Origin of the sequence: Vibrio sp. 10N.286.52.C3, assembly GCF_041468865.1 — a bacterium.
Lineage (GTDB): Bacteria > Pseudomonadota > Gammaproteobacteria > Enterobacterales > Vibrionaceae > Vibrio > Vibrio crassostreae_C.
In genome coordinates this window covers 118,532-133,581 of the sequence record NZ_JBFRJM010000006.1, presented here as the reverse complement: position 1 = coordinate 133,581, position 15,050 = coordinate 118,532, and the positions used below count along the sequence as shown (strand labels likewise).

Here is a 15,050-nt window from a genome sequence, read left to right as displayed (position 1 = left end):
AACATTCCTTTAAGGGCTAAACGGTGGCAAGGCCACTAGAATTTAAATAAAAGTTATTAATATGTTATTGGCATCATAACGCAAATTGCATTGTGATCGACTTTTATCTGGATTCAGCCTACTATGCAGGCGTCTGTTCACCTCTAATTTCTATGCTACCTCTATATGATTACTTTCTCTGATATTCAATTGCTACGCGGCGGTAAGCCACTCCTCGACCAAGCATCTGCGACTTTTCATCCTGGCGACAAGATCGGTTTGGTTGGTAAAAACGGCTGTGGTAAATCTACGCTGTTCGCCTTAATTAAAGACGAGCTGTCTATTGATGCTGGCTCATTCAGTAAACCAGCCCATTGGGAAATGGCTTGGGTTGCTCAAGAAACGCCAGCACTAGAAAGAACAGCGATTGAATACGCGATTGATGGCGACCGTGAATATCGTGGCCTTGAAGATCAACTAGAGAAAGCTGAACAAGCCGACAACGGCACATTAGTAGCAGAGATCCACGGCAAAATTGAAACCATTGGTGGTTACAGCATCAAAGCACGTGCTGCTGAGCTATTGGATGGCTTAGGATTTCGCCAAGAACAAATGACATGGAACCTAACCCAGTTCTCGGGTGGTTGGCGTATGCGTTTGAACTTAGCGCAAGCCCTATTGTGCCGCAGTGACCTACTGCTACTCGATGAGCCAACCAACCACTTGGATTTAGACGCAGTAATGTGGCTCGAGCGTTGGTTACAAAGCTACCCTGGCACGCTAGTGCTTATCTCGCACGATAGAGACTTCTTAGACCCTATCGTCAACCGCATCGTGCACGTTGAAAACCAACAGCTCAATGAGTACACGGGTAACTACTCATCGTTCGAAACCCAACGAGCGCAAAAACTGATTCTGCAACAAGCGATGTACCAAAAGCAGCAGAAACAGATGTCTCACATGCAGAGCTACATTGACCGTTTCCGCTACAAAGCCTCAAAAGCTCGCCAAGCGCAAAGCCGTATCAAAGCATTAGAGAAAATGGAACAAGTGCTGCCCGCTCAATTTGATAACCCATTCAGCTTTGAGTTTAGAGAACCAGACGCGCTACCAAATCCAATCATGATGATGGATGAAGTCTCTGCGGGCTACGATGACAACCTGATTCTAGAGAAGATTCGCTTGAACCTAGTACCGGGCAGTCGTATTGGTCTACTTGGCCGAAATGGCGCTGGTAAGTCAACGCTGATTAAACTCCTTTCTGGCGAACTGAAACAGCAAGGTGGTGAACTGAGCTATTCACAAGGCGTTAAGATGGGTTACTTTGCACAGCACCAGTTAGAGACGCTGCACCCAGAAGAAACACCGCTGCAACACATGATGCAGATTGCCCCTAAACACACAGAGCAACAACTGCGTGATTACCTAGGTAGCTTCGGTTTCCAAGGTGAAAAAGCGCTCGATAAAGTAGCCCCCTTCTCAGGCGGTGAAAAAGCGCGTTTAGTTCTGGCGCTACTAGTATGGCAAAAACCGAATCTGTTGCTGCTCGATGAACCAACCAACCACTTGGATCTCGACATGCGTCAGGCGCTGACGTTTGCATTGCAGACGTTTGAAGGCGCAATGGTTATCGTATCGCATGACCGTTACCTACTCCGTGCGACTACCGATGATTTGTATTTGGTACACGACCGCCAAGTGGCACCGTTTGATGGTGACCTAAGCGATTACTACAAGTGGCTAACCGAACAGCAGAAAGTTGAACGCAAAGAAGCACAAGCATTGGCACCAGCCAAAGACGGCGCCAACAGTGCAGCAGCGAAAAAAGAGCAGAAACGTAAAGAAGCCGAGTTCCGTAAACTGACGGCACCACTTCGTAAAAAGCTCACTCAATTTGAAAAGCAGATGGATAAATTAACGCAGGCTCTTGAAGAAGCTGAGCAAGAATTATCCGACACATCACTGTATGAAGCTGAAAATAAGGCTAAACTGAATAAAGTACTCGCTCTCCAAGCGAGCAGTAAGTCACAGCTAGAAGAAGTTGAAATGGATTGGATGTCCACTCAAGAAGAGCTTGAGCAGATGGAACAGGATATGGATAGCTTATGAGCCCAGAGCACGCCCCAATATCACTAACACTGGAACGACTATGGCAATTTAGCCTTCAGTATTACAGTGTGCGCGGTGTAAAGGATGCGTGCTTAGCTTTGCAAAACCAGTTCCACGGCAACGTCAATCTACTGCTGCTTCTCAAATGGCTTGATGAGCAGCAATTGTCTTTTGCTGAAGAAGAGTGGCATAAAGTTCAACAGTGTTTAAGCCGCTCTGAAACCCTGCTTCATAGCTATCGAGAGCTACGTAAACATCTCAAAGCACACGTTGTCGACTCTCTATACCGTGAAGCGCTAAAGTTTGAGTTACAGCTTGAAAAGCAACAACAGTCCGATCTGGTCGACTGTATAAACTCCCTACAACTGTACGCTAACCAGCAATCACCGCTCACTTTTCAGTACTGTCGTTTATTAGGGGCTGAAAACCTCTGCGACGCTTTTTCTGAACCAGCACCACAGCCCTAGCTCATTCTCTTTCCCTTTTATTCAATCAAGATCCAAGCTTAACCTTGATATTATTCAAACGGTTACCCATAGCCTGTTTTTGTATCTCGTATAAGTGAAGCCTTGCGCTTATGCCGAGAATCAACCAAGCTCAAATAAAAACGTGGGCGTTTCGTTACAAACTCAACACGTTATCAAAACCCGTATAAAGAAGCATGGATCGTTTTTATGACAATATTTACCGCAGCTGCTGGTCTCTCTAATCCGCACTTACAAACCTTAGTGCCACGGTTTATTAGGAAGCAGGCGCTGTTTCATCCTCACTGGCAAACCTTAGAAACACCCGATGGTGACTTTCTTGATCTTGCTTGGAGCGAATCACCAGACGGTGACACCTCAAATAAAAATGATCGCAGTAGCAAACCGATATTCGTTCTATTCCACGGTTTAGAAGGTAGCTTTGAGAGCCCTTATGCCAATGGATTAATGAATGCGTTTGCTAAAGATGGTTGGTTGTCCGTGATGATGCACTTCAGAGGCTGCAGCGGAAAACCCAATCGCCTGGCTCGCGCTTACCATTCAGGTGAAGTCGAAGATGCGCGCTTTTTTCTAAGACACCTGCACGCCCAGTTTCCGAATAACCCTAAGGTTGCGGTTGGCATATCTTTAGGTGGAAACATGCTGGCGAACTATTTGGCTGAGTACGCAGACGACCCATTGCTGTCGGCGGCGACCATCGTATCTGCTCCTTTTGACTTAGCGTGTTGCTCTAGTCGTATTGAGCGTGGTTTCTCCAAGCTCTATAAGAAGTACCTGCTCAACTCTCTAAAATCGAATGCGCTAAAAAAGGTTAACCTGCTGCAGGAAAAACTTGGCATCACCGCTGAAGCCATCAAGAACATCACCAAACTGTATGAGTTTGATGAACGAATCACTGCGCCTCTGCACGGCTTCAAAAATGCCCAAGATTATTATGCGCAATGTTCTGCTCTGCCTAAGCTCAATAAGATCAAACTACCGACTCAGATCATTCATGCCAAAGACGACCCTTTCATGACCGATGATGTGATCCCAAAATTTGTTCTGCCCGATAACATCGATTATCGACTGTTTCAAAAAGGCGGCCATGTTGGGTTTATTACTGGCAGTACACTCAAGCCAAGGTTTTGGTTAGAAGAAGCCTTGCCTGCCTACTATGAAAGTATCCAAGATTCGGCATAATGACCGAGCCTTAGTAAATAGAAGTAAAACAATACTAAGCACACGCATTTCTACATCAATAAACCTATTTATGAACATAAAAGAGAGAAGTATTTATGATCATCCCATGGCAAGACATTGCGCCAGAGACACTGGAAAACCTCATCAAAGAGTTCGTGCTGCGTGAAGGCACAGACTACGGCGACGTAGAGGTTTCACTGCAAAACAAGATTGATCAAGTGAAACATCAATTAGCTTCAGGAGAAGTCAGCATTGTGTTTTCTGAGCTCCATGAAACCGTTGATATTCAAGTCACAAAACGCTTCTAAGCTGCGCTCATAAAGGAGCCGTGTTATAGTGGTAAACGATTGCTAACAAGTAAGTTACTCAAAAGACAAGGGTTGTCATGTCCGCTAAACATCCAATTATTGCGGTGACGGGTTCATCTGGAGCCGGCACCACCACCACCTCAGAAGCCTTCCGTAAAATGTTCAATATGATGGACGTGAAGGCAGCTTGGGTTGAAGGAGATAGTTTCCATCGCTTCACTCGCCCAGAGATGGATGTCGAGATCCGTAAAGCGCGCGAGCAAGGTAAGCACATCAGCTACTTTGGTCCTCAAGCCAACGACTTTGGTGCGCTAGAAGAGTTCTTCCGTAAATACGGTAACGAAGGTACAGGTAAAGTAAGAAGCTACCTACACACCTTCGATGAAGCCGTGCCTTACAATCAAATGCCGGGCACCTTCACGCCATGGCAAGAGATCCCTGAAAACTCCGATGTGATGTTTTACGAAGGCCTGCACGGCGGTGTGGTTGATGGCGATATCAATGTTTCTCAACACGTCGACTTGCTGATCGGCATGGTACCTATCGTCAACTTAGAATGGATCCAGAAATTCGTTCGCGACACACGCGATCGTGGTCATTCTCGTGAAGCAGTAATGGACTCGATTGTTCGCTCGATGGATGATTACCTTAACTACATTACTCCTCAGTTTTCGCGTACTCACATCAACTTTCAGCGTGTTCCAACGGTAGACACATCAAACCCTCTCAACGCTAAAGGGATCCCAAGTTTAGACGAAAGCTTCGTTGTTATACGTTTGCGCGGCATCAAAAACGTCGATTTCCCTTACCTTTTAGCTATGATTGATGGCTCATTTATGTCTCGCCACAACACGCTTGTGGTACCAGGAGGGAAGATGAGTTTTGCTATGGAGCTCATTGTAAGGCCGATCCTACAACAACTCATCGAAACCGGAAAAATTGGTTAACAGAGCACCATTCTGGTTGATTACTTTTCATACCGTGATCATGTGCACAATTTTGCGTAAAAAATCGTAGCTTGGTCACGATTAAAATCAAGAAATAGTACCTGAAAAAGGATACTATTCTTAAACGAAACACAAGATAGCTTGCAGCGCTCAACGAGTGCTCTTATCCTACAAGTCAATCCAGGCTTAGCTAAAATACGGAAAGCGGCAAGCATACCCTGCAGAGGAAGTGAGATATTATGGTTCTAGGTAAACCTCAAACCGATCCAACATTAGAGTGGTTCCTTTCACACTGTCATATTCATAAGTACCCATCAAAAAGTACTTTGATTCATGCTGGTGAAAAGGCAGAAACCTTGTACTACATTGTTAAAGGTTCTGTGGCAGTTCTTATCAAAGACGAAGAAGGTAAGGAAATGATTCTTTCTTACCTAAACCAAGGCGACTTCATCGGTGAGCTAGGCTTATTCGAAGAAGACCAAGAGCGTACAGCTTGGGTTCGTGCAAAATCTCCTTGTGAAGTAGCTGAAATTTCTTTCAAGAAATTCCGTCAACTTATCCAAGTGAACCCAGACATCCTAATGCGTCTATCAGCGCAAATGGCAAACCGTCTACAAGTAACTAGCCAAAAAGTTGGTGACTTAGCGTTCCTTGACGTAACTGGTCGTATCGCACAAACGCTACTAAACCTAGCAAAACAACCAGATGCAATGACTCACCCTGACGGCATGCAAATCAAGATCACTCGCCAAGAGATTGGCCAGATTGTTGGTTGTTCTCGTGAGACAGTTGGTCGTATCTTGAAGATGCTAGAAGAGCAGAACCTAATTTCTGCACACGGTAAAACTATCGTGGTATATGGCACTCGTTAATCTCGATTAACTGAGCCTAAAATTTGAAAGCCACCAAATGCAAATTTGGTGGCTTTTTTGTTTTCTAAAGATCTACAAAGAAAATACGAATGAAACACCTACAGCTTCGAAGCGCAAACACTCTCGAAGCGAAGCCTATCTGCATCTTTAGGGTAAAGTCCGTACTCGTATCTTTCTTTAACCGTTAGTGCTTTCGAAGATCTTGTCAGCCGATGCTGCCACAAAACCGGTATAAAGCTCACCATTAGCCATCGCATAACGCTTAGCGAACTCATAGAAGCCTCCAGGAATCATCTCATTGCCCTCAACAAATGAAACTGGGACTTTATCTGCCATTGTTGATGATTGCTCTAATAAGACCTCTGGAGAGCCTTTAACCTGGCCACCAGATGCATTGATCGTGAAGCCTGACTCGCTCAGGTAGTCATTCACCGCCTGCACTTCATCAAATTCATTTAGCTGGTTCACACTCACCGTAAAGTGGTTTGCACCATATCCATGAGCCGCGAGCCAAGACGCGTATTCGCTCTCTTTCGCTAGTACTTGGAAGTCAGCGAAGCTCAAATCCCAAAGACGACCACCAAACAAGAACTCATGACCTTGAAGCTTACTTGAGTCCACTTGCTCAACCAACTTAGCAACGATCTGTTGCAAGTCACTTGAACACTCTTCGACCTTCAACTCACTAATGAACACTTTAGGTTGATTTGGATCTGGGTGCTCGTAATGCTTCGCGACTAGCTTCTTACTCTCAAACAAGTAATCGCCACACGCTTTATAACCTAGCTCAAGGAAAGGCTTAGCCAATGTTTCAATACCTAGCGGAGCAACATTGAAAGTACGCAGTGCAATGTGATCATTAATCAGAACTTCGTCTTCTTTCAGCAAGTGATGTACTTTCTCAGCCGATGGACAAAGCCTGTGAATGTAATCGTCCCAAAGTGATTTAAAGAGTAGATCGGGCGTCATGGTGACTCCTTGTCAGAGGTTCTAGCAAGCTAGTAATTTGGATTAGAAAGGGAGAGGCTGAGACACAGAGTCAGCAGCCATCAGCCTGTGACATACTTTTCTATTATTATCTACCGCCCAATCTAGGTGTTGGGCGTGATGGAAAAAGGAAGCGATACCACCGCTTCCTATTTCAAACTTAACGCATAAGCCTAAGACTCATTAGCCTAAATTAAAGCTCAATACCTGGGCTAAACGTTGCCGGAAGTTGAGTTTCGCCACCTTCCATTGAAGCCATAGGGTAAGCACAGTAGTCAGCCGCGTAGTAAGCACTTGGGCGTAAGTTGCCCGAAGCACCTGGACCACCAAATGGAGCATCGCCACTTGCGCCTGTTAGCTGGCGGTTACGGTTAACAATGCCCGCACGGATATGGTCAACAAAGTATTCCCATTCAGAATCATCTGTTGATACTAAGCCAGCAGATAAACCAAAGCGTGTGTCGTTAGCTAGCTCAACCGCTTGCTCTAGCGATTGATAACGGACCACTTGTAGCAATGGACCAAAGTACTCTTCATCCGGCAGTTCAGCAATGTTGGTTGCGTCGATAATACCAGGAGAAACAAACGCCGCTTGACCCGCTTTTGCTTCTACTAGACTTACACCGCCTAACGATTGCAGATTCGCTTGTGCGTCCAGAATGAACTTAGCCGCAGCTTCAGAGATCTGTGGGCCCATGAAGGGTGCTGGCTCAGCGAATGGCTGATCGACACGAATTTTCAAGGTCGCAGCAACGAGCTTATCCAGTAGTTGATCGCCCTTATCTCCTATTGGAACATACAAGCGACGTGCACATGTACAACGTTGACCCGCACTGATGAAAGCTGATTGGATGATAGTGTATACCGTTGCGTCTGCATCACCGTATTGGTCGCTGATCACCATAGGGTTGTTGCCGCCCATTTCTAGTGCCAGCATCTTGCCCGGTTGGCCCGCGAATTGACGATGCAGGATATGACCGGTATTGGCACTACCTGTGAACAGCACGCCATCAAGGCCTTTAGCATCAGCCAGTGCGATACCTGTCTCTTTGGCACCTTGTACTAGGTTAATTACGCCAGCAGGAAGGCCAGCTTCTTGCCATAGTTTCATCGCAAACTCACCCGTCCAAGGTGTCTGCTCTGACGGCTTAAATACCACGGTATTACCCGATAGCAGTGCTGGAACAATATGACCGTTAGGTAGATGACCAGGGAAGTTATAAGGACCAAATACTGCCATTACGCCTAATGGACGGTGACGCAGTACAATCTGGTTGCCTGCCGCTTCACGAGAAGCTTCACCGGTACGCTCATGGTAAGCACGAATTGAAATAGCAATCTTGCCCGCCATTGCGCCCGCTTCAGTGCGAGTTTCCCAAATCGGTTTACCCGTCTCTTTCGCGATGATTTGCGCGATTTCTTCGCTGTTCTCTTTAACTTTCTCAGCAAAGTTCAACACGATCGCTTCACGCTCTGCAAAGCTCAGTTTTTTCCAAACCAAGAAGGCTTCACGAGCTGCTGCTACTGCATATTCAACCTGTGCTGGTGTCGCGCTATCACCCTGCCACACTACTTCATTGTTGTATGGGCTTACTGATGTCATGGCGTCACCTTGACCTGCCACCCACTGTCCTGCTATCCACTGAGTCATACTTCTATCCTTAAAATCTTCGACAGATAATCGCCGCTCTTATTGAGCCAACATGCGAACGAATTCGCCTTCTTTTACTTCAAGAGCGCTTGCTACTTCAGATGATAAAATCACTGTGTCGCTTGCTTGGTCATACGCACCTTTCGCGGCTACTGCGCGGAAGTTCTCAAACGAGGTATTACCAATTAGGAAGTCTTTAGAGCTAGAGTGCTCTGCAATTTGAACCTGTGCTCGAATTGAGTGACGCACAGATTCGATGTTTCTTAGATCACACTCAACCGTTGGGCCTGCATCAAAGATGTCGACATAACCACGGTTGGTGAAACCTTCACGTTCCAGCAACTTAAGTGCAGGGCGCGTATTGTCATGTACCTCTCCGATCACCGCTTGAGCTTCTTTGCTCAGTAGGTTCACGTAGATAGGTAGCTTAGGCATTAGGTCAGCAATGAAGCCTTTCTTACCAATACCGGTTAGGTAATCGGCAAGCGTGAAGTCAATCGAGAAGAAATGTTCTTGCAGCCATTGCCAGAAAGGAGAATTGCCTTCCGCATCTGATACACCACGCATCTCAGCAAAGATCGTTTTTGAGAAACGCTCTGGGTGCTCAGCCATCAGTATGAAACGACACTTAGACATCAGTCGACCGTTTAAGCCTTTGCGGTAATCAGGACGTAAGAACAGCGTACAAATTTCGCTGCAGCCTGTGTAGTTATTACCAAACGTCAACAGCTTAACCACGTTATTCACTTTAAGGCGCTGTGAAGAGTGAACCACTTTACTGATGTGGTACGAGTAAAAAGGCACATCCCAGCCAATGGAAGCTTCGATACCCGTTGTACCAGCAACTTCGCCAGTTTCAGCGTCGAAACCCACCATTAGATAGCCTTCATCACCGGGTTCGGTCACGTCTGCTTTCGCAAAGCTGTATTCAGAATGGGTAATTCGGTTAGTTAACAATTCTTCGTTAACCGGAAGAGATGTGAATCCATGACCTGATTCAACTGCACAGGTGTGCAGCGCATCGTAATCAGACAGTTTTATTGGGCGAACAACTAGCATCAATATTCCCTCCAGATGCAAAATAGGCCCAAAACCAGAAGCTTGGGCCTTTAGCAGTACGTCATGAGATCGCTCTAATGGCGATCATTCCTATGACGCCGCTCAGGCTAAACTAGCGTAGCGATTGCTTTGTCTAGTTTTGATAAACCTTCTTCAATTTCTTGTTTAGTGATAACCAGTGATGGAGTAAAACGAACCACGTTTGCACCCGCAACCAGTACCATTAGGCCTTGCTCGCCTGCTGCTACTAATACGTCACGCGCACGCCCTTGCCATTCGTCATTCAGTGCAGCACCTAACAATAGGCCTTTACCACGAATCTCACTGAAAATTTGGTATTTGTCGTTAATCTTAGTTAGACCATCACGGAATAGCGCTTCACGCTCTTTTACGCCTTCTAGAGTCTCAGGTTGGCTAACTACGTCAACCACTGCTTCAGCTACCGCACACGCCAGTGGGTTACCACCGTATGTAGAACCGTGCGTACCAACCTTAAGGTGTGTAGCCAGTTCAGACGTCGTCAGCATTGCGCCGATAGGGAAACCGCCACCTAGAGACTTCGCTGTGCTTAGAATGTCTGGCGTCACGCCCAGACCTTGGTAAGCATAGAAGTTACCAGTACGACCATTACCTGTTTGTACTTCATCAAAAATCAACAATGCATTGTGCTTGTCACACAGTTCACGAACCGTATTCACGAACTCAGCCGTTGGAGAGATGATACCGCCCTCGCCTTGCAGAGGTTCCATCATGATGGCACAAGTGCGATCAGAGATATGCGCTTCTAGAGCGGCAATATCGTTGTAAGGTAGGTGAGTTACATCGCCAGGTTTTGGACCGAAGCCATCTGAGTAAGCTTCTTGACCACCAACGGTTACAGTAAAGAAAGTACGACCGTGGAAACCTTGTTTGAATGCAATGATTTCAGATTTCTCAGGACCGTGAACATCCGCAGCCCAACGACGAGCTAGCTTAAGTGCTGCTTCGTTCGCTTCTGCACCAGAGTTCGCAAAGAATACTTTTTCTGCAAAACATACGTCAGTTAGCTTCTTCGCTAGACGCAGTGCAGGTTCGTTAGTCATTACATTACTTAGGTGCCAAATCTTGTTTGCTTGCTCGGTAACAGCATTAACCATTGCTGGGTGACAGTGACCCAAACAGCTCACAGCGATACCACCAGCAAAGTCGATATACTCTCGGCCTTGTTGGTCCCAAACGCGTGCGCCTTCCCCTTTTACTGGGATCATTTCCATTGGGTTATAACAAGGCACCATCACCTCATTAAACAGACTACGTTCTACTTTATTTTCCACTGTCATCGTACATTCCTTCTCGATACCGCAAGCTTCGCAAATAAGCGTAATGGTTCATAAGTGAGACAAAGATATTTTGTCTCGCCATAATCCCGCTGCAGCATTATATTTACATTTAATTAACCTTTTCAATAGTAGATTATTCTTTAGCCATCCCTTACAACCAGCTAAACGTCACTACCTATGACTATTTATGCATCAATTAATCTGTTTTATGAAGCTTTTTTTACCTAAACGTATAACCAGCAACAGCAAAGCCTTACTGGCATTGCGGTATATTGGGTTCGAGACGAAATAACGCGAATAATTTTGCATAGGCTAAAAACTTAGCCTGACGAGGGAGAAATGTTATAAAAAGTGATCGGCGTCAGAGGGATGAAGACGCGTAGCGCCCGAATTTAAACGCTTAACGGGTAATGGAATACGTTAAACTGGCTTATTTAGACGGAGAAAGAGTCAAATTTAAACACTCAGCGTGCTAGGAAGTTAGCGAGAAGCTGGTGTCCTTGCTCTGTTTTAATCGATTCAGGGTGAAATTGGACGGCATCAATCGGCAAGGTTTTGTGTTGATAACCCATGATCTCATCCATGCTACCATCTTCAAATTCCGTCCAAGACGTCAGCTCAAAACAGTCTGGTAATGTGCCGTTTTTCACCACTAAAGAGTGGTAACGAGTCACAGTCAGAGGGTTATTGAGACCTTGAAAAACACTCTTCCCGTTATGACGAATAGGCGAGGTTTTACCGTGCATCACTTGTCTGGCTCTCACCACTTCACCACCAAAGACTTGAGCAATGGCTTGATGACCAAGACACACACCTAAGATCGGCAGCTTACCAACGAAGTGTTCAATCACCTGCAGCGAAATTCCCGCATCATCGGGCGTACATGGGCCCGGCGAGATAACAAGATGGCTAGGATTTAGCGCTTCGATGCCCGCAATATCAATCTCATCGTTGCGAACAACTTTTACAGTTACCCCTAACTCACAGAAATACTGATACAAGTTATAGGTAAAAGAGTCGTAGTTATCGATGATAAGTAACATGGGTCGAAATCGTTTGCTAAATACTAAAGGATTGGGAGATATAGGGGCGGTATTGTGCAATACCCATAGCGAAAGGCAAGTGGAAACTGCATTTCGCCAATAATTAAGGCCAACCTAAGTTGACCTTAATTGTTTACAGATAGCGTTAAGTTATCTGAATTGGCTTACTTGTATGGCAAGCCAATCTATTTGTGATTGAGCTACTTACGACGACGCCACATTGCTAAGCCAAATAGTGACATAAGAGCACCGAAGCCAAATGAACCGCCTACTCTTAGCTCAAGAACGGCAGGATCATGATCCGATGAACGGAAGTGATCTTGGTACTTAGGTAGGTCACCTTTGTACTCTTCGTTGTAGTCAAACAACGTCGACTCACCACCATTGATGTGCCAATCGGTAGCATCGACAACCCTATCTTTCAGGCTTTCGCTGATCAGCAGGTGGTCTAGAGCGCCAACTTCATCATTGTATGAGTAGCTCCAGCTGTCTGGGTGCTTTTGAGCCACAGCATTGATATAACCGTAGTTCTTCGTAATCACCGCACCGCTATCACCAAACTGCTCAACACCATCAATGTAGGTATTACGAGCTGCTTTGATCTGCTTGCCGTATTTCTCTTCCGAGTAATCGGTTAGCACCAGCATTGGATCTTCCATGCCGTACGAGTTCATATCACCCAGGATCACTTTGTGACCTTTGATGCCATCGAGCGCTTCACCTAATGCAACCGCCGCAGCAACACGGAAGTTCTCACATGAACCTTGCTTATCGGCATCAACGCCGCCTTGGCCGCCCTGCTCAATCGGAGCAGCATCTTCCCAACACTTAGAGCCTTTCGATTTAAAGTGGTTGATCGCTACGGTGAGTTTCTCTTTGGTGCCTTTAACTTTAAAGGTTGGCGCCAATGAGTCACGTTGGTAGTTCTTACCGTCTTCAATCACCTTGCCTGAATCGTCTAACACCTCTGGTGCTTGTTGGCTTGGCATCGCGATAACACGGCTGTCTTTAAGCTTAACCACCTTCTTACGGTAGATAACACCCGTTGTGATAACGTCAGTACCAATAGAGTCCATCTCGTCGGTTACGCCGTCTTCGTTCGAGTCGACAGCCACAAAGGTATAACGGTCTTTCTTACGCTCAATGCGAACATTCAGTTGGTTTACAAGTTGCTGAATGGCAGAGCCTTCACCAAAGCCATTGTTCTCAATTTCCATCAAGCCAATGATGTCTGCATCTAAGCGAAGAATCGCGTTCACAATCTTCTCTTGCTGCATCTCAAACTCAGTGATGGTGTTCGCGCCACGGTTATTGCCGTGCTGATTCGCGTCGCCACCAAATGGAGAGTTGAAGTAGTTCAATACGTTGAAGGTCGCAATACGTAGGTCGCCTTCATCCATGTCTGGTTTGTCGGTACGCGGATCGTTACGCACATAGTTTTCAGCCGAGATCTGGTTAGTCGCAATTAAACGGTACTCACCGTAGCTGTAAGTCAGCACGCCTTCTAGGCCAACAATGGTGTCATCAATGCGGATGTAATCTTCTGTTGAACCATCTTGGTCGATATCAGTGCGGCCAAAATCTGGGTAGAAAGGGACTTGTCCATCAGCCGCTTTTTGATCGGTTTCAACGAAAAGACGGCGGTCTGCGTTGTCTTCAGTTTGCTGCTTCGCTTCGTCAGATCCCGCGGCGAAAAGCTGGTTCGGCTGCATGTTAATACGCTCATGCGCCAGTACCATGTTGTTACGACGACCTGCGTAGTCATAACCAAAGGTACGCGTCACACGCATATCAAGCGCTTCGGTTGTTTTCACCAACATGCCTTCGTAGCGTTCAAGCGTTGCAGCGAAGTTCTCGTCACTGTCTAGCACTTCAATCGCCGTAGCTTCAGGTGCCTGCTGCTCGCCCTGTTTTAGCCATTGGTTGTTTTCTACTTTCAGCTGAGTGTGGCTGTAGTATTCTTGAACCTTGCCTTTCACACACACTACATCACCGGCTACTAGCTCTGAGCTCGACTGGTTGGTATGAATAAATAGACCCTCAGAAGTGCTTGAGTTGAAATCATCCTCAAGTGCTTGCAGGTAGAAGCCTTTAGTTAGGCCTGTTGTTACCGCACTTACCACACCTTTTACGAAATATTCATCGTCGGTGATGTACGGGTAGCCATCGATGAATGGCGATGTAGCGCCCTCACCTTGGATTTCTTGAATGGTGGTGAATACTGGGTCAGAGCCATCTTGTGTACAAGTGAACGCTTCTGGCAGTTCAACGCTGTCTAGTGAACCTAGGCCTTCAATGCTGTCTTTTGGTAGCGATACCCATTGTGAAGCATCAAACGTCGCAGAAGGTGTTTGTGTCGCACGAACCAAAGTAACATCTTTGCCCCAGTCCACATCGCCCATCAAACCAACAACATCATGTACCGAGCCGTCTGAATTCAAGATAGCCAGCGGGTCGTCACCATTATGATTGGCGATAGAGGCATTAATGATGTCAGCTTGAGCTTTAATCTCATCACTCGCACTAGAATGTGCGACCACGAGTACTTCACCGGGTGCTAAAACGTGTCCATCTAAAGGTAAAGTGGCACCCCATGATCCGTTGCCATTGGCAGATTTCGCCAATGAGTAACCATCTAAACTAATGCTGCTATCGCCACTATTGGCAATCTCAACCGCTTTGTTATAGCTGCCGCCTTCCACATATTGTGAAATAAACAAATCAGCGTGTGCGCTTGTAGTTAACAAGCTACCAATTGCCACTGCTAGCAATGAAGGTTTGTGTAAAAGAGCCATCCGTTTCACCTGAGTTCATCGAGTTATAGTCACTGCCATCTATGGGCAGTCATGTATTTTGTGGTAACTATCAGGTTTATTTATGAAAGGAATAAGTCAGTTGGCAAGAAAATGAGGAACTTATCACTTTGGAATCATCAATTGTTTGGCACGTTATATATTTCCAACATATATAGAAACGAGTGTGATTTTATAAAGCTTGAGGGTACCAAATAAGATCATCTGCACAGCATTACAGCGATGGATATGCTAGCTAAATACTGGGTAAATTATCAATTCAAACAAGGGGGTTTCGAGGAAGGCAAATGGAATGG

The 15,050-nt window shown here is 46.0% G+C and carries 12 protein-coding genes; 6 read left to right on the top strand and 6 right to left on the bottom strand.

Translation table 11 applies throughout. The features are described from left to right. The first annotated feature begins 165 nt into the window (after positions 1–165). From AB4138_RS03385 to crp, 6 genes are all read left to right on the top strand, one after another. Complete coding sequence (locus tag AB4138_RS03385; RefSeq protein WP_372304985.1) at positions 166–2,088, top strand: ABC transporter ATP-binding protein; 1,923 nt, start codon at positions 166–168, stop codon at positions 2,086–2,088. Next, a complete protein-coding gene (locus AB4138_RS03380) occupies positions 2,085–2,555 on the top strand; it encodes a TIGR02444 family protein (protein WP_017066206.1) in 471 nt (156 codons plus the stop codon). The genes AB4138_RS03385 and AB4138_RS03380 overlap by 4 nt, the downstream gene beginning before the upstream one ends. Before the next feature lie 207 nt (positions 2,556–2,762). Continuing rightward, positions 2,763–3,755 carry a hydrolase gene (locus tag AB4138_RS03375; RefSeq protein WP_019825349.1) on the top strand — a complete coding sequence of 331 codons (993 nt, stop codon included), beginning with the start codon at positions 2,763–2,765 and terminating at the stop codon, positions 3,753–3,755. Between the two features lie 95 nt (positions 3,756–3,850). Next, on the top strand, positions 3,851–4,063 hold the full coding sequence (locus AB4138_RS03370; RefSeq protein WP_010435208.1) for a YheU family protein: 213 nt from the start codon (positions 3,851–3,853) through the stop codon (positions 4,061–4,063). 77 nt (positions 4,064–4,140) lie between these two features. Beyond that, on the top strand, positions 4,141–5,010 hold the full coding sequence (locus AB4138_RS03365) for a phosphoribulokinase (RefSeq protein ID WP_010435210.1): 870 nt from the start codon (positions 4,141–4,143) through the stop codon (positions 5,008–5,010). A 239-nt stretch (positions 5,011–5,249) separates the two neighbouring features. After that, positions 5,250–5,882: a cAMP-activated global transcriptional regulator CRP gene (gene crp / locus AB4138_RS03360; protein WP_004729651.1), complete on the top strand. Its 633-nt coding sequence runs from the start codon at positions 5,250–5,252 to the stop codon at positions 5,880–5,882. A 177-nt stretch (positions 5,883–6,059) separates the two neighbouring features. Here the strand turns inward: crp and AB4138_RS03355 are convergent, their stop codons facing one another. From AB4138_RS03355 to AB4138_RS03330, 6 genes are all read right to left on the bottom strand, one after another. Then, the gene (locus AB4138_RS03355) at positions 6,060–6,851 is read right to left on the bottom strand and encodes a DUF1338 domain-containing protein (protein ID WP_372304982.1); all 792 of its coding nucleotides are present in this window, start codon (positions 6,849–6,851) and stop codon (positions 6,060–6,062) included. A 211-nt stretch (positions 6,852–7,062) separates the two neighbouring features. After that, a complete protein-coding gene (gene astD / locus AB4138_RS03350) occupies positions 7,063–8,520 on the bottom strand; it encodes a succinylglutamate-semialdehyde dehydrogenase (RefSeq protein WP_372304979.1) in 1,458 nt (485 codons plus the stop codon). Positions 8,521–8,559: 39 nt separating this feature from the next. Further along, positions 8,560–9,579 carry an arginine N-succinyltransferase gene (gene astA, locus AB4138_RS03345; RefSeq protein WP_372304976.1) on the bottom strand — a complete coding sequence of 340 codons (1,020 nt, stop codon included), beginning with the start codon at positions 9,577–9,579 and terminating at the stop codon, positions 8,560–8,562. Positions 9,580–9,686: 107 nt separating this feature from the next. Continuing rightward, entirely contained in the window at positions 9,687–10,898 is a 1,212-nt protein-coding gene (locus tag AB4138_RS03340) for an aspartate aminotransferase family protein (RefSeq protein WP_017066202.1), read from the bottom strand. A 464-nt stretch (positions 10,899–11,362) separates the two neighbouring features. After that, positions 11,363–11,941 carry an aminodeoxychorismate/anthranilate synthase component II gene (locus tag AB4138_RS03335; protein WP_009848915.1) on the bottom strand — a complete coding sequence of 193 codons (579 nt, stop codon included), beginning with the start codon at positions 11,939–11,941 and terminating at the stop codon, positions 11,363–11,365. Positions 11,942–12,141: 200 nt separating this feature from the next. Then, positions 12,142–14,736 carry an ExeM/NucH family extracellular endonuclease gene (locus AB4138_RS03330; RefSeq protein WP_372304973.1) on the bottom strand — a complete coding sequence of 865 codons (2,595 nt, stop codon included), beginning with the start codon at positions 14,734–14,736 and terminating at the stop codon, positions 12,142–12,144. Positions 14,737–15,050: the final 314 nt, after the last annotated feature.